At 52.4% G+C, this 21248-nt stretch carries 21 protein-coding genes and 6 pseudogenes; 8 read left to right on the forward strand and 19 right to left on the reverse strand.

The features are described 5' to 3' along the window. Positions 1 to 63: 63 nt before the first annotated feature. The 8 genes and pseudogenes from SGP1_RS17195 to SGP1_RS17225 all read right to left on the reverse strand — a co-directional run bounded on the left by SGP1_RS17195 (position 64) and on the right by SGP1_RS17225 (position 8458). The gene (locus tag SGP1_RS17195; RefSeq protein WP_011411829.1) at positions 64 to 675 is read right to left on the reverse strand and encodes an IS110 family transposase; all 612 of its coding nucleotides are present in this window, start codon (positions 673 to 675) and stop codon (positions 64 to 66) included. Between the two features lie 220 nt (positions 676 to 895). After that, a pseudogene (locus tag SGP1_RS17200) lies at positions 896 to 2091 on the reverse strand (alpha/beta hydrolase); the annotation flags it as partial. A gap of 9 nt (positions 2092 to 2100) precedes the next feature. Then, positions 2101 to 2235: a hypothetical protein gene (locus SGP1_RS35300; protein ID WP_279379406.1), complete on the reverse strand. Its 135-nt coding sequence runs from the start codon at positions 2233 to 2235 to the stop codon at positions 2101 to 2103. Positions 2236 to 2796: 561 nt separating this feature from the next. After that, positions 2797 to 4494, reverse strand: a complete 1698-nt coding sequence (gene treA, locus SGP1_RS17205) for an alpha,alpha-trehalase TreA (protein ID WP_011411830.1) — start codon at positions 4492 to 4494, stop codon at positions 2797 to 2799. Positions 4495 to 5901: 1407 nt separating this feature from the next. Then, the gene (locus tag SGP1_RS17210) at positions 5902 to 6528 is read right to left on the reverse strand and encodes an RpiB/LacA/LacB family sugar-phosphate isomerase (RefSeq protein ID WP_011411831.1); all 627 of its coding nucleotides are present in this window, start codon (positions 6526 to 6528) and stop codon (positions 5902 to 5904) included. A gap of 37 nt (positions 6529 to 6565) precedes the next feature. Next, a pseudogene (locus SGP1_RS17215) lies at positions 6566 to 6895 on the reverse strand (SDR family oxidoreductase); the annotation flags it as partial. A 332-nt stretch (positions 6896 to 7227) separates the two neighbouring features. Then, positions 7228 to 7455, reverse strand: coding sequence for an ogr/Delta-like zinc finger family protein (locus tag SGP1_RS24760; RefSeq protein WP_148203359.1), 228 nt, complete (start codon positions 7453 to 7455; stop codon positions 7228 to 7230). A gap of 44 nt (positions 7456 to 7499) precedes the next feature. Beyond that, positions 7500 to 8458, reverse strand: a pseudogene (locus SGP1_RS17225) (contractile injection system protein, VgrG/Pvc8 family). Positions 8459 to 8534: 76 nt separating this feature from the next. Between SGP1_RS17225 and SGP1_RS17230 the strand changes: the two are divergent. The 4 genes and pseudogenes from SGP1_RS17230 to SGP1_RS17245 form a co-directional block, all read left to right on the forward strand. Continuing rightward, positions 8535 to 9158 (forward strand): annotated as a pseudogene (locus SGP1_RS17230) (phage tail sheath subtilisin-like domain-containing protein); the annotation flags it as partial. A 16-nt stretch (positions 9159 to 9174) separates the two neighbouring features. Then, positions 9175 to 9681: pseudogene (locus SGP1_RS17235) on the forward strand (phage major tail tube protein). Positions 9682 to 9727: 46 nt separating this feature from the next. Further along, positions 9728 to 9898 carry a hypothetical protein gene (locus tag SGP1_RS35780; RefSeq protein ID WP_341532823.1) on the forward strand — a complete coding sequence of 57 codons (171 nt, stop codon included), beginning with the start codon at positions 9728 to 9730 and terminating at the stop codon, positions 9896 to 9898. 151 nt (positions 9899 to 10049) lie between these two features. Beyond that, a complete protein-coding gene (locus SGP1_RS17245; RefSeq protein WP_041866617.1) occupies positions 10050 to 10943 on the forward strand; it encodes a phage tail tape measure protein in 894 nt (297 codons plus the stop codon). A 160-nt stretch (positions 10944 to 11103) separates the two neighbouring features. Here SGP1_RS17245 and SGP1_RS30150 read toward each other — a convergent pair whose 3' ends face one another. Together SGP1_RS30150 and SGP1_RS17255 are read right to left on the reverse strand one after the other, a co-directional pair. Continuing rightward, a complete protein-coding gene (locus SGP1_RS30150) occupies positions 11104 to 11391 on the reverse strand; it encodes a glycoside hydrolase family protein (protein ID WP_050747395.1) in 288 nt (95 codons plus the stop codon). Next, positions 11384 to 11893 (reverse strand): P2 family phage major capsid protein, encoded by a 510-nt coding sequence (locus SGP1_RS17255; RefSeq protein ID WP_083764664.1) that lies wholly within the window; start codon positions 11891 to 11893, stop codon positions 11384 to 11386. The genes SGP1_RS30150 and SGP1_RS17255 overlap by 8 nt, the downstream gene beginning before the upstream one ends. Between SGP1_RS17255 and SGP1_RS17260 the strand changes: the two genes are divergently transcribed. Both SGP1_RS17260 and SGP1_RS34215 read left to right on the forward strand, forming a co-directional pair. Beyond that, positions 11893 to 12486, forward strand: a complete 594-nt coding sequence (locus tag SGP1_RS17260; protein WP_083764665.1) for a hypothetical protein — start codon at positions 11893 to 11895, stop codon at positions 12484 to 12486. The two genes, SGP1_RS17255 and SGP1_RS17260, sit on opposite strands and share 1 nt — an antisense overlap. Before the next feature lie 130 nt (positions 12487 to 12616). Then, positions 12617 to 13087: a phage portal protein gene (locus SGP1_RS34215; RefSeq protein ID WP_243466081.1), complete on the forward strand. Its 471-nt coding sequence runs from the start codon at positions 12617 to 12619 to the stop codon at positions 13085 to 13087. Positions 13088 to 13381: 294 nt separating this feature from the next. Here SGP1_RS34215 and SGP1_RS17270 read toward each other — a convergent pair whose 3' ends face one another. The 7 genes and pseudogenes from SGP1_RS17270 to SGP1_RS30155 form a co-directional block, all read right to left on the reverse strand. Further along, complete coding sequence (locus SGP1_RS17270) at positions 13382 to 14704, reverse strand: metallophosphoesterase family protein (RefSeq protein WP_011410444.1); 1323 nt, start codon at positions 14702 to 14704, stop codon at positions 13382 to 13384. Positions 14705 to 15359: 655 nt separating this feature from the next. Continuing rightward, positions 15360 to 15688, reverse strand: a pseudogene (locus SGP1_RS17275) (DUF4406 domain-containing protein). Positions 15689 to 15786: 98 nt separating this feature from the next. Then, positions 15787 to 17253 carry a replication endonuclease gene (locus SGP1_RS31525; protein WP_173340356.1) on the reverse strand — a complete coding sequence of 489 codons (1467 nt, stop codon included), beginning with the start codon at positions 17251 to 17253 and terminating at the stop codon, positions 15787 to 15789. Further along, positions 17178 to 17864: a Dam family site-specific DNA-(adenine-N6)-methyltransferase gene (locus tag SGP1_RS28110; RefSeq protein ID WP_011410445.1), complete on the reverse strand. Its 687-nt coding sequence runs from the start codon at positions 17862 to 17864 to the stop codon at positions 17178 to 17180. Before SGP1_RS28110 ends, SGP1_RS31525 begins: the two co-directional genes overlap by 76 nt. 10 nt (positions 17865 to 17874) lie before the next feature. Continuing rightward, on the reverse strand, positions 17875 to 18288 hold the full coding sequence (locus SGP1_RS17295) for a 3'-5' exonuclease (RefSeq protein ID WP_050747399.1): 414 nt from the start codon (positions 18286 to 18288) through the stop codon (positions 17875 to 17877). Between the two features lie 374 nt (positions 18289 to 18662). Beyond that, positions 18663 to 18875: a hypothetical protein gene (locus SGP1_RS17305; protein WP_041866620.1), complete on the reverse strand. Its 213-nt coding sequence runs from the start codon at positions 18873 to 18875 to the stop codon at positions 18663 to 18665. Positions 18876 to 19192: 317 nt separating this feature from the next. Continuing rightward, a complete protein-coding gene (locus SGP1_RS30155) occupies positions 19193 to 19384 on the reverse strand; it encodes a hypothetical protein (protein WP_148203361.1) in 192 nt (63 codons plus the stop codon). A 285-nt stretch (positions 19385 to 19669) separates the two neighbouring features. Between SGP1_RS30155 and SGP1_RS17315 the strand changes: the two genes are divergently transcribed. Continuing rightward, positions 19670 to 19918, forward strand: a complete 249-nt coding sequence (locus SGP1_RS17315; RefSeq protein WP_148203362.1) for a hypothetical protein — start codon at positions 19670 to 19672, stop codon at positions 19916 to 19918. Between the two features lie 182 nt (positions 19919 to 20100). On the opposite strand, the gene SGP1_RS28115 is transcribed toward SGP1_RS17315, so the two are convergent. Both SGP1_RS28115 and SGP1_RS17325 read right to left on the reverse strand, forming a co-directional pair. After that, positions 20101 to 20547, reverse strand: a complete 447-nt coding sequence (locus SGP1_RS28115; protein ID WP_148203567.1) for a hypothetical protein — start codon at positions 20545 to 20547, stop codon at positions 20101 to 20103. Between the two features lie 28 nt (positions 20548 to 20575). Further along, the gene (locus SGP1_RS17325; protein WP_050747784.1) at positions 20576 to 20833 is read right to left on the reverse strand and encodes a hypothetical protein; all 258 of its coding nucleotides are present in this window, start codon (positions 20831 to 20833) and stop codon (positions 20576 to 20578) included. 80 nt (positions 20834 to 20913) lie between these two features. Between SGP1_RS17325 and SGP1_RS17330 the strand changes: the two genes are divergently transcribed. Continuing rightward, positions 20914 to 21222, forward strand: coding sequence for a helix-turn-helix domain-containing protein (locus SGP1_RS17330; protein ID WP_041867151.1), 309 nt, complete (start codon positions 20914 to 20916; stop codon positions 21220 to 21222). The last annotated feature ends 26 nt before the right edge of the window (positions 21223 to 21248 follow it).

The following is a 21248-nucleotide window of genomic DNA, read 5'->3' on the forward strand; positions in this document are numbered from 1 at the left end:
TCAGTGCGTCAAGCCCAACGATTAGAGCCGATGATTCTCCCCGAATAGATACCGTCTTGCCAGTTATCTTGCAAGACATATTCCAGCATCGAACACCTGTCCTGATTTCAGCACTCCGTAAGCTTGTTGCAATAGTTTCTTCATTGCCGCACACACGACAACTTTCCCTGATTTATTACGTGCATTCATACGCTCTTTCAGCGCTATTATTGCTGGGTTATAGCGCATTGCCGTCAGAGCCGGCATATACAGGGCTTTACGTATCATGGCGTTGCCCACCTTTGATATCTGACTTTTACCTTTCCACAGCCCAGACTCCTGCAACATCGGATTCAGACCAGCCCAAGCCACGACAGCTTTGCTGCTATCATCGCCTTTATCTGTCTTGTTACGACTCAGTTCACTGCAGCCGAATGATTTTATGCATGCTGGATTTTCCACGCTTACAGCGTAACCTGCATCAGCCAGGAAAGTAGACAATGGCTCACTGTAAGCACCTGTTGCTTCCATGCATATATGGCAGTCACCGAACGGCTCAAGCCATTTTTTCAGCGCATCGAAACCCTTAGGCGTGTTAGAAAAGGCTTTGGATTTGTAGGCTGCTTTACCTTTCCAGACTGCAACGTCAAATTTCTGGGAAGCAACATCAATGCCGACAGGGGTGAGAATTTGCACGTGCTATCTCCTTCTGGGTGAATCAGGAAACCGCCATGACCTTCCTTATAGATACGTGCTCCAGGCACAGGATACCGTCCAGTCTTGAAGGCGGGAGATAAGTCGTGGGGGATGAATCTATTGGACAGGCTCTAAGCCCGAGGGAGGGTTCCATCTCACCCACGACTTCCCGATGATCAGTCGGGGAGCATAATACCCTGAGTACAATGATCGAGATATAAGAGAGGGTACCGAAGCTGATGCCGTATTCCTTCTCGCCGGCCGGTTGGCTGCCGTATAAGGAGTCGGAAACCGGGAACAGAACGGCCACATGTAGAGAGAATACATCTCCTCGGGATAACGAATATTCAGCGGCTGGATTTGTTCATTTACCTGCCCGGCGGGGGTAATTCTTGCCACGGTGTCCAGCGACGTCTCCGAAGCATTGGTGATGACCGACGTGGTATATCGCCGTGGCTGCACCGGTAACAGCGTCGTCACCGCGGTCCAGGAGGAGCGCCGGAATAAGGGGCGGAAACTGGCGGCCTGGTTAATATCGAAAATGACCAGTTCACTGCCGTTATCCTTAAGATGGTTATATAACGATTGCACGACCGCGCGCGTGCTCACCATAGAGTCCATAACCGATTGTAATGTCAACACGGACGGCAGTTCGTCGAGCTTATGGCTGCGCGCATCATGAATAATCTGCCGCTGCAGCGCCTGAGTGAGTAAATAGGACTGCCGCGCCGCCTTGACCGGAAATGAATTATACTTGAAGGGATTAAATTCCGGCACCACACCGAGCCACGCTGATTTGGCAAATGCCGGAAAAATCGACGGCAGACCTGCAAACCGGGCAAAGGAGGTGACGCCAATCATCGGCGAAAGCAAAATAATTTGTTGAGGTTTGCTCAGCGTCGTATCCTGCAAGCTGTCCAGCGAATATTTCATCGCCAGCGCACCGCCGTTGGAAAAACCGACCAGATGCAGCGGCATTGACGGCCCGGCCAACCGCGTCGCCGCCAGCCAATCCTCCCAATCGACATTGGTGAGCGCCGCCGGCACCGTGCCGTGCCCGGGCAAACGCGGCGCCACGGCGACAAAGCCCTGCTGCTGATAGTCTTCCGCTATGCTTTTCAGACTATAGGGCGTATCGGTCAGCCCATGCAGCAGCACCGCGCCACGAGGCTGGCCTGCCGGCATCAGTACGTACTAGCGATTCCAGTCACGGGCCAATTTTCCCAGATAAATCAAGCTGCCGGCGTAATAACGGTTGAGCGGCGTTGCTTCCTCAGGCGTGATTTTATCCGTCACGTTCGCCTTCATGTCGCGAAACAGGTTTTCTTCCCGGGCCAGATATTCCGCGAAACTGGCGTTATCAATATCGGCGGCTGTCATTTCATCTGGTACCCAGGTATGCCAGCGATGCAGCACCGGACCTTGCTACGACTCATAAATACGGCCAATTAAAAAAACCGCCAGCAGGATCACCACGCCAATTATTATCTTTTTTGCCAGCGCAAAGTTATGATCGGAAAATGTGTCGGCGAGCTGATTAAGCCGCTTCAATATAGCCATTGTCATCGCCTGTTGGCATCGTAAAACGCATTGAACAAAAGCGCAGCCTACCGGGAAATATTGGTCCTAGACTTAATTACCTTTCCTAATTTATTATCACACACAGCATTAGTTGCACCAATTTAAATATGTCTCATTACAATAACGGATCAACACATTTTCCTAGCGTGAACGGCAATAACCGCTGCGAGGGATGGGATTTAGCCAGCAGCGCCACAGGGATTACTTTGGTTATCATCGCTGGGAGGAAGGTTTAAACGACTGTGCCAGACGCCAGATGCAGAATGCAGAATGCTGGACGCCGGACGCAAAATGAGGCAGAGGGAGATAACCATCACCTGGGCAACCCATTTACCGGGAACCAAACGGTTGCCGGCCAGCGCCAACTCCTTAGCTCGGAGGTGAGGCAAAGACCGCCCCGACAGCGTGGGAATACACGACACTCTAGCGGGGACACGTTAGGGGAACTACCGCCGCGATAGCAGGCAGTATTTTCGCACCGACGAGGTAATCCCCCGCCGCGACGGACAGGCGTAGAGCGCGATATCGCCGCCCCAAGCGTCAAGATGTCACCAGGGCACGCTGGCTGGTATCTGCTTCTGCCAATAGCGCCTCGACATTTTCCACATTGTCTTGCGATTTACCGCAATACATCACCATCAACTTCAGGGTCACACCGTTGGTCCAGCCGAAGCCATCCTGCAACGGATATTCACCGCCGCCGCCCCCAAGCCCACTCCCTTCCACCACATATTTTTCCACCAGTTTATGCTGGTTATTGTAAAGTCGCTGCACATTGCCGAGAAAACGGGTGGCTATCTGCTCTGCCAAGGCCTCTTCGCCGTAGTGACGCAAGCCTTCAACCGCTACCCATTGCAGCGGTGCCCAGCCATTGGGTGCATCCCATTGCTGGCCGGAAACATTGGTCGTGGTGATCATACCGCCCTGCTTAAGCAACTGCTGTCGTATCACCACCGCGGTACAGCGGGCGTAGTCCGGCGGCGCAATTTTGTTGTAAAGCGGAAAAACCGTTGCGGCGGTCAATTGGTCGCGCAGCCTCCCCAGCAACCAATCATAGTCGGCATAGTAGCCTTCGGCTTCATTCCACAAATGCTGATTAATCGCCGCCTTACGGGATTGTGCGGCAAGGCTGTAGCGGCCGGCCGCCTCATTGTCGCCTGCCATATGGCTGGCATTGGCCAGCGTGTGCTCCAGGTGATACATCAACGCATTCAAATCCACCGGCAGGATGGAGGTCGTGCGAATTGAAGAGAGCTCCAAAGGATTATCGAACCAGCGCGAACTGAAATCCCAGCCAGAGGCTGCACCTGCACGCAAATCGCGATAGACTTCCGCCACAGGACGGTCCTTTGCCTCGCTGGCGGTAAGAATATCATCCAGATAAGATTCGGTACGCGGCGTATCCTCGTCGTCCCAATAGCGGTTCAAAAAGGCACCATCGTGCATACGGGCCAAACGTCCGGCCGCTACACCAGGATCGAGGGTCTCATAGCCCTCCATCCAATAGTCATACTCTTTCTTCAATTGCGGCAAATAGCGCTGATATACCTCAGCGCCATCCTGGCTGGCAACCAAATCCACCATCAGCGAGAAAAACGGCGGCTGGGAGCGGCTGATATAGTAACTGCGATTACCATTGGGAATTCGGCCAAATACGTTAATCTCATGGGCGAAATTTTCAGTCATGCCACGCACCAGGTCCCATTTTCCGCTTTCCGCCAGCCCCAACATGGTAAAATAGCTGTCCCAATAATAGATCTCGCGGAAACGGCCACCCGGCACCACATAGTCATGGGGCATCTGCAACAGCGAGTCATGCGGGCGGACCCTGGCGTCATTGCGCGTTAATACCGGCCATAGCGTGATGATATGTTCACGCAAACTTTGGCCGGTCGGCGTCACATATTTCACCCGGTCGGTAGGGAAAATGAAGTTTTTATCGACGAAATGGCGCAGATTAAAATTTTTGCGCAAACGTTTGTTTTGATAGTCCGCAATGATAGCCGACGGCGCGCGACGCGGAACCGCATCGGCAAAGGTTTTCTGATCGGGATACAGTTTGGCGGTTTGTACATCGATGTAAAGCTGTCCCAGCATGATATCGGGCGATTGCAGCGTTTCATCCTGCGGCGTGCGCTTTACTGGTGGCAGGGGTTTTACCAGCCCGGACGCTGTGCTTAATACAGCTCCTAGTGTGATAAAAGATTTCCAGGTCCACCGGAAAGAGCGTGTGATCATAGGTGAATTCTCCTTTTTTATACGCTACCCAAACTACGGTACCGGATTAATAACTATAGCTCTACTGGCCTGCTCCGGGTCGGGCAGGACGAAATGCGCGCGAAACATAGCGGTAAGATCAGGCGCCGTCATGGGATCTATTACGGCGCCGCGCCGGGTGTTAGAAAAATATTCTCACCGCCGCCGGGCATGCTTCGGGGTGATTTTTCCGCTGTTCATCGCGCCTCCGTCATTAAATTAAACCGTATTACAGGTACTTAGTCAGAATGCTTTCACTTATGATATTTTAATTGCGCGCTAAATATAGACTATCTTCATCGGCCGGTGGGTCACAAGACGATAAAAAAATCGCACACTGACCAAACCACATATCCTTAACCTACCACGACGAAGCGCACGTTTCGGATTTATCGGATAGAAGATGAAAACTTAAAGAGCGTTGATGCGGCCGGAAGAACCGTTCGCCATAATCAGTTTAATTATCACATAGGTTGCGGACAATAGCACTGCCCCGCGCGTGTCATAACCGCCGATCACTCCCTTATGCAGTATAATGTTATAGCCTGACATCATTTTACACACTGATTATTAATTTTCTTACATCGAGCCAATAAGATTATTCACACGCCGTGGGTACCGCCAGGCATAGGATTAACGAAACGACTTGCGCAATAAAATGATCCCTGCTTTCCAATATTATGTAAATAGAGGCGGCCACCCTGAGCTTCATAAAGACATATATCAATGATAGGCCTAAAATCACGTGCGATATTGGTAAGCAGCAACCGACGGTGGATTTTTACCCTTCTTTATGCCTACGCCGCGCGCCTGACGGCCTAGTGCCGCTGCCCGACGCAGCGGCATAGTCATACACCGCCGGGAAGTGAGGGTAAAAACGCCCATTGGGCGCCGTAGGGGCGCTACAGAGCGAACCAAGGTACCAACGCCCGCCTCTGGAGCCCTGCAGGCACCGGTGGACGAACGTCTTTTCTGCGTCAGGCGGACTGAGAAAAAGAGGAATGCGGGTGGTGCATCACGCCCGCTAGGCGCTAGCGGTCAACTCACTAACGCGCTGCCAAACGTCTGCGGGGATATAAACCGGGATATTTTCACAGCACATGGCGCTGAACATGGCATCCATTTCGGCGCCCTGCCAGGCGTAAACGTCATCGGCAGGCGGTTGTAAGGCAGCTTACAAGGCCTTTAAAGGGCATAAAAAGGCAGTTAGCTTCATAAGCGACCTGCCTTGCTCCTTGTACCGGCTTGTTCCGGCATCGCGGCGAACAATGTGCATCGTTGGAAGACCGGTAATTTTGGCGACGTTGGCAATCTGTCGTTCCTGCCAACACCGTCGTCACCAGAACCGGCGGTCCTAGCACGGCAGGACACTAGACAGCCGCTGTCACGTCAGCAGGGTTTCATATAGCTACCGATGGCCTTATCCTGGCAATTAGCGAAGAAGTGCTGCTTGAATTTCTCGCCGCTGATGGCGCCTTTGACCAGGTCATGGTCAAGATCTTGCAGGATGGAGAGCAAATCGCGGTAGGCTACGGCCTTAACCCCATCAAGGATTTTTTTATTGCGTTGCTCCAGCACCACCCGATCGCGGGGATATCCCTGACCGCCTTTGCTACCGAACAGTTTTTCAAAAATGTATTGCATATTCAGTTCCGCGCCCCAGCCAAATCCTTTGGCGAACGGCAGCGAGATAGCATTGCCATCATTGATTTGCGCAAACATATAACCGTCGGACGGATCCACCGCCAGGCCACAAATGACGCCGGGGAAAGAATTGCAGGCCAGCATGGTACCGGTACCGCAGCCGGTAACAACATAATCCACGGCCCCCGAATTCAGCAAAATGGCGGCCAAAATGCCGTTTTGCACATAGGTGAGCACGTGAGGATCGTCGGCGGAATACATACCGTAATTGAAAACCTCATGCCCGAGTGGGGCTACCGCACCCTGCAACGTATTAAAAATCAGTTCATTTTTCGCCGCCTGGCTATTTTCATTGATCAAAGCAATTTTCATATCGTCTACTCCATATCGAATTCGCTTATAAAGAGATTTAACGCGCCAGCCAACCGCCATCCACGGCGATGGTATAGCCGTTGATATAATCGGCGACGGCAGAGGCAAGAAAGACCACTGGCCCCATGACATCGGCCGGCTCGCCCCAGCTGCCGGCGGGAATACGCGCCAGAATCTCCTGGTTACGGAATTCTGAGGCGCGCAAAGCGTCGGTATTGTTGGTCGCCATATAGCCGGGGGCGATAGCGTTAACGTTAATACCGTTCTGTGCCCATTCATTGGCCAGCAGACGGGTGATACCCATCACTGCGCTTTTTGAGACGGTATAGGACGCCACGCGTACCCCTCCCTGAAACGACATAAGGGAGGATAAATCCTCTTTTTTAATTAACTTAATTTATTGATATTTTGCATTTATTAAAATACAAATCCACAAAATGACCCATACTCAACTCTAAGAGCCGATTTCATGGATTTTCATAGTCAATTCCTCGACTACACAATACCCCCTCTGGAGCGTTAAATTAAATGGCAATGCATTGAAAATAAAGGGATTTAATTTCGCAGTGTCCAGATAACGTCCATCTTTGACCAAAAGGCCCCGGTTTCCGGGGCTTTTCTTTTGTCGTCAACGACAGCACACAGCATCGCCTGGGCTGCCGTTTTTGCCTGATGCAGAGAGTTAAGAGAGGTTCAGGGTCAGCAGGTCATTGCCGTAATGTGTGCGGAGAAAAACGTTTTGGGCAGGGTAAAATCTTTCGGCAAGTCAACGGACTTCGGCGTGTTCAGCATTCTTTCCAGCGTGGTAAAGGTGCTACCGCATAACAGATTCTGGCACTGATGGTAGCTGCGCCGGGTTTCCGAACTCATTCCCTCGCTGGTGCGGGTTTTTGCCACCGCGCCGCAACGTGGACACTTGAACGCCATAAAACTTCCCACAATGACACTATTTGTTTACGGATAGTGTGTCATTATGTTGACACCTTGTCAGCCAGCGCCATCTCGGCATCCCGCAGGCTGACCTCAAGCTCCAGAGCAGTGACATACCCCCGCTCGCCCAGCGTATGGACCACACGGGCAATCACCCACCCGGCGTTGTCTATGGCCGGCTTGAAGCCGCTGACGCGCGCAGGCAGCTCAGGGTAAATATCGGGTCTGCCCCGGGCCAGGGTAATGCCGAACTCCGCTGCACCGCGTTGTAGGGTGGACCATTTCGCCGCTGCCGCCCGTCGCGCCGGCAAGATAATCCCCTTCACGGCGGGAGGAGGCGTGTTTTTTCTTGTCGGACGCCCGTTTGCGCGTCAGGGTCGTTTCCGCTTTTTTGCCCACATTCAAATCCAGCCAGTAGGCACGTACGCCGGTATAGGCGTCACAGTCCGCCACCCGAAAGCTGTGCCGGTCACCGCTTGCACGGGTCAGGCTGATGGCTGGCAACAGCTTACCGCTTTGCGTTGTTCCTTGCCCTGGCACCATAAACAACAACATGCCGTTCTTGATGGTGGCAATGGCACCCAGCAGTTCAGCCATGCGGGTTAAAAAGCTGATATCACTCTCCTGAGTCTGATCGGCGTGGTCAATTTCCACGTCCTTCAGACTGCGGCTCACGCCGGTTTGCAGGCGGTAGCGTCCGGCTATCGCGCTGACCACTGTGGCTCACTTCATCGACGGTAAATAGCCCCTTATGAACCAGCGCTTCGCCTTCCCAGCCCAGGGAGACGGAGATTTGTACGCCACGAGCAGGCAAATCTATCCCGTCGTCGGCATCGTCGAGCACCATCTCCAGCGTGTCGGCCTCAAATCCCCGGTTATCCGTCAGCGTCAGGGAGAGAAGACGGTCATTCACCGTCCCGACGCGCTTTCCGCCCATCAGCAAATCAAACGCCGGGCGGCGGGCATCCTCATTGCTGAGCAGGGTGTCGACAAATTCCATGGTACGGTCTCCGCTTTTTTGTCATACAGCATTGCCGCCAGGCCCTGCGCGGGCAATCCTGCCAGATTGTAAGAAGACCCTTGAAGGGGTGAAAACCTACCGCAAGACCTTTAGCCAGCGCGAGCTGATGATCATCTACCCGGATTTTATTGCCTACAACGCCCAGTCAGGTAAAAACGAGACCGTACCGGCCACTGCCTATGCCCTGGGGCTACGGGCAAAACTGGATGCGGAGCAGGGTTGGCACAAATCGTTATCGAATGTGGCGCTGGACGGCGTACTGGGGATTTCTGCGGACATCTGGTGGTCGTTGCAGGGCAAGGACACCGATGCCAGCGACCTCAACGCGCATCACGTCACCACGCTTATCAAGCGTGGTGGCTTCTATACCCGTACCGCGCAGATCCTGGCGGACATGATCGCCGAGGCGCATTTTTCCTATATGGATAAAACGCTTACCCCGTTGTTGGTGAAAGATGTGGTCGACGGCATCAACCGCAAGGGGATGCAGCTGGTGACGTCGGGACGGTTGCTGGGCTTTTCCTGTTGGTATGATCCGGCCGATAACCCGAAAGAAACCCTGCGCGAAGGGCAGGCACATATCCGTTACAAATACACGCCGGTACCGCCACTGGAGAGCATGGGACTGATCCAGACCTTCACGGACGAATACTTCGCCGTTTTCAATCAGCTGGGGTAAGGAAGACATCATGGGAATGCCGAAAAAGCTGTTTATGTTCGATACCTATATTAACGGCCAGACCTATCTGGGGCTGATTGAGGAAATTACGCCACCCAAGCTGTCGTTGAAAACCGAAGACTATCAGGGGGCCGGCATGCCAGGCTCGGTAGCGGTATTGATGGGGTTTGACAGCAGCGCCCTGGATATGGAGCTGACCATGTGCGGGCTGGAAGTGAGCCTGCTGAAAACCCTGGGCGGCCCCATTGACAGCCTGCAGCTGCGCTTCGCGGGCTCCTACACGGATGCTGCCAGCAGGCAGGCCGTCGCCTGTGAAATCTAGACGCGTGGCCGCTTTACCGAGCTGGACTGGGGGGCCGCCAAGGAGGGAGAAAACACCCAGCACAAGTACACGCTGAAAAATACCTATTGTCGCATCGCCATCGAACGCGAGGATGTGCTCGAAGTCGATATGATTAACATGATTTGGAAAGTCGGCGGCAAGGATCTGCTGGAGAGTCACCGTGCCAACATGGGTCATTGATACGCCAGGCACCATCCCTTTATGAAACCACAGGAAGACGCGACTTATGTCTAAAATTATCCCTTTGAGTGTTGCCATCAAACGTACCAGCGGCGAAGAAATCACGGAAGTGACGATAACCGATACCCTAAAACAGGTCGGTGCGCTGCGCGGCCTGAAACTGTATGACGTGATGACCAGTGATGTGAATGCCCTGATCACGCTTCTGCCCGCGTAACACACCCACGCCTGACGGAAAAATTATCACCATGAATGTTCAGTACTTTTCACAGTTTGCGGCGGGCGTGGCTGATTTTTTGGCACCGAACTCGGCAGCGACTGGGACGACATCGGACGATGCGTTATCCGCTGTCCCTGCGTAGAAACTGATGAGCTTATTGCCGAAGGAGAAGAAAAAACTCCAGGCGGTGGCCGCCCAGCTGTACCGTCACGGCATTTCCATCCGTCAGAGCGATAACGCTACCGCGCAGCTCACCCGCCGCACTGAAAGCTATAACCGCCAGCTGGTCGCGCAGCAGCGCCATTTAAGTGCCCTGACGCGCATGCAGGCCAGCTATGCCCGCGCCAAAGAGACGCGCGGCAAGCTCGCGGGCAGAGGGGCCGACGCCATGGCGGCGGGTGGGGGCGAGCTGTATGCCTCACAACGCCTGCTGGCCCCTGGACGGGATTTTGATGCCGGCATGTCCAGCGTGCAGGCGTTGACCCGCCTGGGCTACTTGGATGCGGGGCAGATGGATCGCGTGTCCGACGTCCTGACCGGTGCGTTTACCCGTACCAATACCGATTTACGCCAGCTGGGGGAAACCATGACCTATGCGGGCCCGATGGCGGCGGATCTGGGCGTCAGTCTGGAAAGCATGGCGGCCATGGCGGAGATCCTCAAGGAGGCCAGGCAGGCGCTGCGCACGTTTGACCAACCCAGCCAGGCGCGCCTGAAAAAAGATTTGTTTGGCGAAGAGGCCATGGTGGGCATGGGCGCGGTGATGGAGGCCGCCGTTAACGGCAAGTATGACGCCCTGTTTAACGCCCTGATGCACGCGGGCGGCGAAACTGGGCGCATTGCGCAACCGCGGGGCGCTGCTGGCAATGCCCTGCAGATGGGCCTGTCACGGGGTGCGGCCAGGGCCGGACGGGGGCAGCGCTGGCCGTGTTGGGCAATGGGCTCAGGACGCTGGCCACTTCGGGCTTTGGTATGTTGTGCAATGTTGCCAGAGCGGGGGTTACCCTGCTGGTTGCGGCACTGGTGGCCGCGGGCGTACTGATTTGGACGTATTGGGAACCCCTTAAGGCGTTTTTCTCCGGTTTTTTCACCGGCCTGAGCAGGACTGGCACCACTGAAAGAGGCGTTTATGGCGGTCTTTACGCCTCTGGCCCCGGTCTTTGACGGTATTGGTCACTCTATCAGCCAGGTGTGGGACTGGTCTACGCGTCTTCTGACGCCGGTGGCGTCCTCAAAAGCCTCCCTCGAAAAATGCACCAGTGCTCAAACGCGGCGGCACCGACGTTGTAGCTAAAGGAGACCAGCACCGCCCGCTGGTAATCGCTCATCGGTACGCTGACGGCACGGTCAACCACACGGGAAAACGTTGCCCAGTCGCGCTCCAGTAAGGCCCGGCACTCGGCGGCGCGTTTTCGTCCCGCCGGTGTGCGTTTCGTCGTCTTGCTGGCCGGTGTCGACTCAGCGGCTTTTTTCAACTGGCGATCAAGCACTTCGATATCCCGCTTGACCTCGATTACCGCTGTGCAGGCGCAAGGCCTGTTGCAGCAGTGACAATGCCTCGGCGCTGTCCCCGTCGGCGGCCCTGTTTCTCAGGGTGTACGCCAGCGTTTTAAGCAGGGAGGTAAGGGCGTCATACACCAAGGCGTCGAGGTGGGCATATTTGCCTTTGGCGACAATCTTGCCGTCTTCATCGCGTTGAGTCAGGGTGATCCCCTTCATGATGCGCTGTGGCGCGTCCTCACGCAGGTGCTGTAACCAGCCCTTCTTGGTGTCCTGCAGCAGCGGATGTTTGGCCCGGTCCGACTTCGCGGCGCGAGAAGTGCCGTTGAAGCCCACCATCAGCCGGTCATTCGCCTCCTGGCGGGCGATCTGGTCGCTTATCATCTGATGAAACTGCGGGTGGCCGCTCCAGGCATCAATCTGCGTATACGACAGGAAGGTATCGAAATTGGTTTGCTCACAGCGGTAGCGGTGCGCCGTCAGGGTATGCAGTGAGACTGGCTCACGGCGATCGCTGGGGGGGGGGGGGAGATAACCTCTGGCGACAACGTGTGACCCTGCGCGATGCCATCGACCAGGGGTATGATCGCGTTGATATCAATGCGTTGATGGCCGAGTACAGACCGGACGAATTTGCCAATCTGTTTATGTGTGAATTTGTGCGCAGGGGCGAATCCGCGTTCGACTATGATGCACTGCTGCGCTGCGCCGTCGATGGCTACAACAAAAACGTCTGGCCAGACTGGCAACCCTTCGCGCCGCGCCCGCTGGGCGATCGCCCGGTATGGCTGGGGTACGATCCGACCGGCAGCGGCGGCAAGGGGGATAGCGGAGGTCTGGTGGTGCTGGCTCCGCCACAGGTCGCCGGCGGCACCTTTCGTATCGTGGAGCGCCAGCAGTTACGCGGCCTGGAGTTTGAGCAGCAGGCAGAAGCCATCCGGCTGATAACCCGGCGCTATCAGGTCCAGTTTATCGGTATTGACGGTACCGGTGCCGGTGAAGCGGTCTGGTCACTGGTGCGTAAGTTCTTTCCGGCGGCCCAGTGCCTGCAGTATTCCCCGGCACTGAAGCGGGCACTGGTATGAGCCGCCCATCAGCTTTGACGGACTGGCGCGGGCATTTTCCTCGGCGGTCTATCACCAGTCGCCGCTGTTTTTTAAATGCAATGTGATCATAAGCTGCGTTGAGCCACACCTGCTGCTGACGCATGATGATATGAAAGCGCTTGTGCTGGATTTTCTGGTGTTTGGCAATGCCTATCTGGAAGCCAGGCGTAACCGGCTGGGACAGGTAATCCGGTTAATCCGCACGCCCGCCAAATATATGCGGCGCGGTGAGCAGGCAGGGCGCTACTGGTTTGTGAAAAGCTGGATGGAAGAGCATGAGTTTGCCCCCGACAGCGTATTTCATCTGATGAACCCGGATATTCATCAGGAAATTTACGGGCTACCGGAATATCTGGCAGGACTGGTGTCCGCCAGCCTGAGTCAGGTGGCCACGCTGTTTCGTACCCGCTTCTTTGAGAACGGCAGCCATGCCGGAGTGCTGGTCCATTTGACGGACGCGCTGGCAGATCCGGAAGGGGCCAAAAAACTGGAGCAGGCCCTGAGCAGTGCCCGTGGCAACGGGGCCTTCAGGAATGTGTTTTTACATACGGTAGCGGTTCAAAGGACGGCATCCAGATAAAACCTTTTAGCCAGATTGCAGCCAAAGATGAATTTATGAACATCAAGGACGCGACGCGCGACGATATGCTGGCCATGCATCGCGTCCCGCCGCAGCTGATGGGGATTATCCCCAACAGCAGCAGTAATTTCGGGACGTAGAGAAGGCAGCGAAGGTCTTTGCCATCAATGAACTGACACCGGTGATGGAAAGCCTGCTCTCCCTCAATGGCTGGCTGGGGCAGGAGGTTATCCGCTTTAAGTCTTATGCCCTGCTGGATGCGCTGGGAGCAAGTAAGACTTAATAATCAGACGCTCATAACTCATGCCAAATCACTTTGGTGGTTAGCGTCAAGGCATCCCCTCTATTGAGAACCACCTCTTTGTTATCGTAATAGACGTGTGTCTGATAGCCTGCGTTCGTGGCAATTTTTATTATTTTGTTTTCTTCTACAACTGAAGGAATAAAAATTTTAGATGCCCATCCGCCATCATACATCTTAATGATTATATGATTTTGTTCATTTAATGCGTTGCGCAACGCCTCTTCGGTTATATCTTTTCCATTAATTATGGGAAAAGTATGGAATGATTTTTCATCTAAATAATCAATGATTTCATGCCGTAATTCATCAATTTTAAGCCAGGTTTTTTGATCATATATTTTATCAATTTTGTAATAATTTTGTTCTTTAACGGTATTGTTGCCATCAGGCATATCGTTAAGATATTTTTTGTTCATTAATATTGACGCATTGGTCAACAGGTCATTTCGGTCATTTCTCTCTAATTCAGTTAGCTCTCTAGCCAAAACCGATAATTGAGGGAGATTGATAGTCTGGTCATATTGGTCTAATCTCTTGTTGTTAAAGAAATCCCATGCTTCAAAAACTAGTGATTCACGACTTGTTTTTATTAACCAACCAGGACCATCTGATTTAACTCCATTTTCTCCTTTCGTCAAACTTGGAATTTCAACCAGTGTACCAAAAGGGCGTTGAATAAATTCAATTACTCCAAAACCATTATGTATATGGCCGTTCAGCATGATGATTTGCGGATATTCGTTGAATAATTCCTTTAGGATTTCATCCTGATCGCCGAAACCACCAAAGAGGCCTGCTCTCCAATGAGAGGAGTTAAATGGTTGATGTGTGACAACAAAAATTGGTTTATGGATGTCGCTATTTTCAGCTAACTTTTCTTTTAGCCATCTTATTGAATTATCATTCAAATACATTTTATCTTTAAGACCGAGATCGGTATTCAAGCATAAAACATGATATTCATTAAACCAAGCATCAATACACATCATATTATCATAGTATTTAATGCCAAATTTATCTAAATGTTTGTGATATAAACCAACCAAATCCGGGTCTAAAGATTGATCTGGTTTAGCTCCTGTTCTCACATCGTGATTACCCAACATAAGCATCATGTGATTATGAAAATCACTTGGGAAACAATTTGTTATAATTGAAAGAGCCTTTTCTCTATCTCTATGATAATCACCAATATCACCGGCCATAATTAATGCTGTGGCTCCATTATTTACCATATTTTTCAATGACACCTCAAGTATATCATTCTCACGCTTACCATTCTGGTGTATATCACTAATTACGCCAATAATCATATCACATATCCTTTACTATAAATTACATTTAACTTTTATGAGTGTGTCTAACAACGATAATAATTATTATAACTATCAATATATATTATTTATGATTTTTATTAAATTAATTTAATGTTTATTGATAGAAGGTTGAAACAATAAGGGGAAATCTCAGAAAACGACAAATAAAGCATGTTAAGACGATTTCAGAGATCGAACCCTGATCTTGTCTAAAACGTCTGGCCCGCACCAAAAATTCACTCAAACAAAAATAGCCATTCTCGTTAACCCCTGAACAGCCCACCAAGCAAGGCACATGTAAAAACACGATAACCTCCCGCCAATGAAAATTTAACGCCGTGCAGTGCCGCGGCGGCGTATTTTTTCGCCTTTTTCGTCGGTAAGTGCACGCAGGGTTTCTTGCCGCCAAAACCCCTCAGCGCGCAAAAAGGGGGCTTTTTTGTGCACCTATGCAGAGGGGGAGACGCCGCGCCAGTACTGGCCCGAGACGGGTTTTCGGGGGTGGTAAAAATTGTGCACTTTTGTGCAGCCAGAAATCACGATGGCAGCGGACTGGAAACGACGAGTGATTTTAGTTATCCGCAAGCCTTTTCAGTACCTCAGCATGCTGCATCCTGCAGCGTTTGAAAGCCTCTTCAAAAGTCATTCCCTTCTAGCCGGAAACCTCGTTGACGCTTGTAAAATCGGCCCTAGGTATGGCAGCGTGTGCCGTCTGAGAGAGGCACGCCAATCCGAGCTTTTTAGCCAAGGCAACTTCAGCACAGGCACCCGCACTGTCCTGCCAGCCGTCCAGCAGGTAAATTCCGTCGGTGCATTGCAACATGGCCAGGCCGATGCGCATGCAGTCAGCCTCGGAAAGACCATCCGGTAGCATGGTGGGATTGAGTGGAATAGCGCCCTGAGCGGATAGCCGGCCAGGGAAAAAGTTGTCCGGTTGAAATCGGGTTTTCCGGTCATAGGACCGGCAATGTAAATTCGCATGATGACCTCTTAATAAGTATTGAATGGGCGTTCGGTTTAACAGGAAATGTTGGTTTAAAGGAACGCACGGCAAGGCGTCGTAAATGGCTCCCCAGGGCTCAATCACCGGCCTCTTCAAATTCGCCGTTTGCATTAAGCACATACCAGGTATCCGGTTTCACGCCGTTGTCGCCAATCTTGCTGGCGCGGATGTGGATAATGTCGCCCTCATCATTGCGGTAGCACAGTACGATTGCGCTGCCCTCAGCGGCTTTAGCCTTACCCTGCGCGCCGAGAGACGCGGCAACCGATCCGATGCCGCTAACGTCTGCCGTCGACCGGTGGCCGGTGTTGGTGGCGGCGGACCCGTCGCCTTCAACGATAGTCCGTTCTGCGGACTTATCAATTTTACTCGCTATGCACTCGACGGCGCGGCCAACCATTTGGTGGAGGGACAGCGCCTTCTTGATGGTAATTGTGCTACTGGCGAGTTTGCTGCCTCTCGCTCCATGGGCGATATCGCCGAATACTTCAACCTCGGCAAAACGATGATTTGCAGGCTCGTCGTAATTAAAGACATCAAGCGGATATTCGCAGGTGTGAAAACCTGAACTATAGATTTCTACCGCGCCGTCATGATGCGGCTCGGCGACACGCATACCGAAAAAGCGCCGCTTCTGGCGATGGCATTTGGCGCGGGCGCAAGTCCAGACGCCATTAAGGTAGCGCTGGGTGTCTGCCGGGCTGTCCCCGTTCCATTTACGGTTAACGCGCCCATTTTCCAGCGTGGCGTGATGGCTTGAGGGGGCTGTAACAGTTACAAATGCGCCAATATAGCCCTGTTCATTGGCGATATCTTCATACCCCTGTAGTCGTACCATCAGCTCAGTGTGTCGGATGGCGGGATTGGCCTGGCTGGCGGCATAGCCATCCATCAGGCTGATACGGTTACCCTCTCCATCTTCCAGCGCCATGCATTTGCGCCACTCGTTGGCGGTACGGCGCAGGCTGTTCAGCCACCACCGCGCATCACACATTCGTCTGATGGCCGGTTGGGCATCAAAGGGAACAAAACATTTTTCTAGCTTGCGCCAGAGCGGCGGCTGTAGGCCCAGCAGATGAACAATGTGGGCCAGGTGGTCATAGACGATGCGCCATTCGCTTTTATCGCACTGCGCGTGGGTCAGGCGGGCCACTTCCGTGGCGGCAACATGGGCGGCGTCGTTCGCCAGGGACTTGAGCGCATGACTGTCCAGGTCGGGCAGACGCTGACGCTGGGTGCGCAGGCGTAAAAAGGCCACCACGCCATTATGCTGGGGGGATTGGGTTGCGCGGTCGCCAAACAGCGCCCGGAAATCGTCGTCTGCTATTTCATTCAGGCGGTAGCCGGCGTTTGCACACGCAATGCGCGGCAACATCACCTTAACCACGGACTCGGTTAGCCAGCGGCGGGCGCTGTCAAAGCCCTTTTGCTTTTCGCGCTGGTCAAAGCGCCAGTAAATACTGGAACTCACCGTTTCCAGCTGGTCGTCAACCTGCTTTTTCGCCAGGAGAGTGTCCTCGCGGCGAAGCTCGGTAAGGCGCATTTCCTCAACGGCGTGATGTAATAACCGGTGAAGCCGTCCCTGTCTTCAGGCGGGAAATAAGACGGGTCGGTATACACTGCGTAGTGCTCATCTACATGGAGCGCCAGTGTTTCCTCAAAGGGCAGGCAGACAAACCGGATATGGGTATCGCGCGCCTTTTCGGCGAACAGGCGGATTTCTGCGGCGGGGAAATAGGGCTTTTTGTAATGTTCATACGGGATGTTAAATTCGCCACGCAGGTTGTAGCGGCACAGGCCGTTGTAGCCATGGCGATTGAGGTAAAGGAACACGGCGGCACGTTTAATGCCCCTGGTCGCTCGCCATTGGGCAAAATTGGTGCGGTAACGAAAATAGTCAACAGAAGTGTTAGCGTGCCTGAACAGCGGCAGCGCTGCCTGTATGACGCTTTCCGGGCTATCAACAACCGCCTGGTAGAAATTGATAAGGTCCGGGTTAATGTCTGCCAGCACATAGCGAGGGTAGTCAGTAGCGAGGAAAACCGAGGCACCGCCGACAAAAGGTTCGACCAGACAGTCAGCCGCCGGCAGGAAGGGGCGCAAGCGGGGCATCAGGCGAGACTTGCCGCCCGCCCATTTCAGGATAGGTTTCATCTGCATGTCCTCAGCAATGTTCGATAAAAGCGTCGGAATGACGCTGCCAGATTTCTGCCACCACCTGCGCCTGATAGCAGGCATCCTCAAGGGAGTGGTGCTTCAGGGTCTGGCGCGCGGGCGAGCAGCCGGTTGCCTGTGCCAGACATTGCAGAGTGCGCATATCCCGCACCCGCCAGTAATGCCAGGGGATGGGCAGGCCATGGCGCTCAAAGGCGGCGCTTATAATCACCACGTCAAAGTTGCCTCCCTTGCACCAGATATTCAGGTGCTTGCGGCCAGCGGGTATCTGGCTGGCGTTGATGTCATTCAGGGCATCTCGCGCAGAAGAGCGCGGTTCAATAATCAGTTCGGCGCGCGCTTGTGCATCCTGACGTAACCACCACAACGCCGTATCGACTTCCGCGAACGCCGAGGGTTTCAATGTCTATCATCAGGTGGTTCATGGCTTCGGCCCCTCATGCGTGTCAAGCTTCGATAAATGCCGGGGCATCCAGGCGAGCAGTTCATCCAGTATTTTTTCTGGCGCCAGCCCACGTTCGCGTTTCGATTTCAGCATGGTGCGTATCACCGCAAGCGTATGAGCAAGTTCGTTTTTTCTGGCTTCCGCACCAATATTCAGATACTCAGATTCGCCAAATTTTGGCGGATGGCGGATGGCGGATGGCGGTAGCGACCCGGCGCGCCGTCCTGACGGGAATGGATTATTTCAGTCATGGTAAGTTCTCCTTTATTCAGGCCGTATGAAGCCCTAGCGCCCTGCGCCTTTTTTATTTCACTTTAATGGCGGGTAATAAATTATTGTGGCACTAAGCCATCAGTGTGATTCTCCATTAACCACTTTATGCGCCGCCTCAAATCCTTTTCTATTCCGGCAATAAATGCCTGTGCGTAAGACTGTTGTGGATCAACATAAAAATAGGTGTAATCATCCTGTGCCCGAATAGAAAAATCATTTTGCATGGCGGGCAATACATGATAGAGAATACGGGCCATATCGTCGGTATTCATAATAAAAATCCTTAATGGTGACAGGTATTTTTAGCAGCTGCTTGAACAGGACAGCATAACATAACGCTGCACCTCCTTCGGCAATATCGGCCCGGGGACATCGCCTAATGCCAGGGATTTAAGTGCGGGCTTTAATGCCTCTACACTTCCACTATCCCCGATGAAAAAGGCGATCTGATAAATTTCGCGTATTTCATGTGCCATGAATACGAAAATAGACCAGCCTCTTTTCCGGTTTATTCGCGCAGTCAACATAATAATGTCGTAATGCTTCATTCATATAGTCGGCATAAAAATGATTCATGACCGACTCCTTTTTATCCCCGATAAACTTTTTTGACATGCCTTGCCGCATGTTTTCGGTGGGCTTTGGCGCGTATCTGGTCATCTTTGCGCTGCCTGCTTTCCCTGATATCGATAATGACTGCATAGAGGGAGAGTGGCAGCGCAATAAGTAACAGGAGTACCGGTACCAAATAATCCATCCACCATAAATCTTGCAATATCATGATTTATTCCTCACGTGTTTCTGGTGCAGAACCAAAACCACTGGTTTTAAGCGCTCCCACATAACGACCATCTTTGAAATATCTACGATGGAATTCAGTGACATGGATTCTGCCAGCCTCGTTGTTTCGACTTTTTTCGCTCATTTATGTTAACCCTCGCGTTAATAAAATATGGCCGGGTTTTAGCCATGCCCGGCGCATGGTTCTGTGGTAATCTCACCATGTCCGTCATGTTCTGAGCGGAACACGGGCATGATCACCACCCACAAAAAGGAGATAATAAACATGAGCATTGAAGATAAATTCAACTTTGCTAAGTCATTCGTTATCTTTGAGGCTGATTCCAGGTACATCGGTCAGGCTTATGCGCTACGCTTTTCTTATCAATCCAGTAAAAATCCGTTACCGCCTGCCGATGAAATATTGACAGCCCTGACTATTCCTCAGATAAAAAAGCTAATCGCTGATCTTCAAGGCGCTGTTTATGTCGCCGAGCATGAGCATGAATTTCTTGACAAAGAAGGTCGTCATTAACGCACCCCAGACTTTTAATGATCCCCGCAGCATAATGACTCGCGTCAATAGTGTTGCTGTCATTGTCTTCCGCTCGGTATTCACAGCTAATAACGCCGCCACCTCGCGTAAACTTTGTGCAGGTAACAACATGGCCCGGTCCTGAGTTCGCCTCGAAAGGATCTTGCGCAGTACTCAGGCTATCACGCTGCATAGACTACCCCTTGACCGGTGTAAAACCGCCGAATAACGCGGTCTATTTGCCTGGCGCTGTCGATGTCTCCGGCGGAATAGGCATCTTCTAAGGCATCCTCCAGACCAATACTCAGCCGGTAGGCGTAATCGTCGTCTAGCTGTTGCTGCAACTCGGGCGGCGTGGCTGTCGCCGCGCGGAGGTTTGCCCGCTTGGTGTGGTATTCCTGCACAAGTTCATTTATCAATGTGGCGTAGGCCGGTTGCATTGGCTTTCTCCTACAAACGTTGGCGAGCTTGGCGTTCAACGCTGCCTTGCGGGCCTGATAGGCTTTGCGCATGTCGTCGGCACGTTTTTGCTGAATGATGTCTATTAGTCTGTTGAAGAACACATAGAGCATGAAACCAATGGCACCAAGAACGATCATGTAGTGCGCAATAAGCAAAATATCTTTCATACAAAACCTTGCAGGGCGCATTTACCTTTCACTTGCCCATCCTCTCGAAGTAACGTTTAGCATTCAAGTAAATAGCGTAAAGATTTACGCGCCGCTTTGCCCCAGGCCTGGTTTGAAGAATGGGAAGGTCACCAACATCGGCACGGGTACGAACCGTATGCTTATTTTTCCCGATGCGTCTCGCATAGTCGGAGATTGACTCTTCCAAAATGTCACCATAGGGATAGTCAGATGGGAGATCCTCCACTCTCACATGCATAAGCTTTTTTTGTCGGTTTTTGCCCATAATGGTACCCTTTAAGATCACGCAGTTTAACGTTACTAAATGTCACCCATAGGTGACCTAACGCAGAGGATAGGATCCTTATGGTGATCTTATCAATGCCGCATGCAAAAAAACTTAAAGTGATAAGACAAGCAGAGGGCATGACGCAAAGCGAATTTGCCGAAGCTCTGGGGATTGGCCTAGGAACAATCAAGAACTATGAATCAGGAGTAAAAGGTGTTGGTGCATTGATTTTAGATAAAGTGACAAATCATCCACGATTTACCAAGTACACGCTGTGGTTAATGACGGGAAGCATAGCTCCAGAATCCGGGCAAATTGACCCAGCTCTCTCACCTGATGGGCACGCAAGCACATCCAGATCCCAAAAACTTCAAGAGGCTGGTTAACTGCTTACTGGCTCAAAAAATCTTGG

The sequence above is a fragment of the Sodalis glossinidius str. 'morsitans' genome, from assembly GCF_000010085.1.
GTDB lineage: Bacteria > Pseudomonadota > Gammaproteobacteria > Enterobacterales > Enterobacteriaceae > Sodalis > Sodalis glossinidius.

What these genes read in the sequence shown, in the direction of transcription:
- SGP1_RS34215 (WP_243466081.1), top strand. Translation starts at nt 12,617, where the DNA reads ATGAAAGCGCTTGTGCTGGATTTTCTGGTGTTTGGCAATGCCTATCTG.
- SGP1_RS17270 (WP_011410444.1), bottom strand. Translation starts at nt 14,704, where the DNA reads ATGATTATTGGCGTAATTAGTGATATACACCAGAATGGTAAGCGTGAG.
- SGP1_RS35300 (WP_279379406.1), bottom strand. Translation starts at nt 2,235, where the DNA reads ATGGCTATATTGAAGCGGCTTAATCAGCTCGCCGACACATTTTCCGAT.
- treA (WP_011411830.1), bottom strand. Translation starts at nt 4,494, where the DNA reads ATGATCACACGCTCTTTCCGGTGGACCTGGAAATCTTTTATCACACTA.
- SGP1_RS30155 (WP_148203361.1), bottom strand. Translation starts at nt 19,384, where the DNA reads ATGATATTGCAAGATTTATGGTGGATGGATTATTTGGTACCGGTACTC.
- SGP1_RS28110 (WP_011410445.1), bottom strand. Translation starts at nt 17,864, where the DNA reads ATGAAACCTATCCTGAAATGGGCGGGCGGCAAGTCTCGCCTGATGCCC.
- SGP1_RS17245 (WP_041866617.1), top strand. Translation starts at nt 10,050, where the DNA reads ATGAGCTTATTGCCGAAGGAGAAGAAAAAACTCCAGGCGGTGGCCGCC.
- SGP1_RS24760 (WP_148203359.1), bottom strand. Translation starts at nt 7,455, where the DNA reads ATGGCGTTCAAGTGTCCACGTTGCGGCGCGGTGGCAAAAACCCGCACC.
- SGP1_RS17210 (WP_011411831.1), bottom strand. Translation starts at nt 6,528, where the DNA reads ATGAAAATTGCTTTGATCAATGAAAATAGCCAGGCGGCGAAAAATGAA.
- SGP1_RS17330 (WP_041867151.1), top strand. Translation starts at nt 20,914, where the DNA reads ATGGTGATCTTATCAATGCCGCATGCAAAAAAACTTAAAGTGATAAGA.
- SGP1_RS31525 (WP_173340356.1), bottom strand. Translation starts at nt 17,253, where the DNA reads ATGCGCCTTACCGAGCTTCGCCGCGAGGACACTCTCCTGGCGAAAAAG.
- SGP1_RS17325 (WP_050747784.1), bottom strand. Translation starts at nt 20,833, where the DNA reads ATGGGCAAAAACCGACAAAAAAAGCTTATGCATGTGAGAGTGGAGGAT.
- SGP1_RS17305 (WP_041866620.1), bottom strand. Translation starts at nt 18,875, where the DNA reads ATGAATACCGACGATATGGCCCGTATTCTCTATCATGTATTGCCCGCC.
- SGP1_RS35780 (WP_341532823.1), top strand. Translation starts at nt 9,728, where the DNA reads ATGTCTAAAATTATCCCTTTGAGTGTTGCCATCAAACGTACCAGCGGC.
- SGP1_RS17315 (WP_148203362.1), top strand. Translation starts at nt 19,670, where the DNA reads ATGAGCATTGAAGATAAATTCAACTTTGCTAAGTCATTCGTTATCTTT.
- SGP1_RS28115 (WP_148203567.1), bottom strand. Translation starts at nt 20,547, where the DNA reads ATGAAAGATATTTTGCTTATTGCGCACTACATGATCGTTCTTGGTGCC.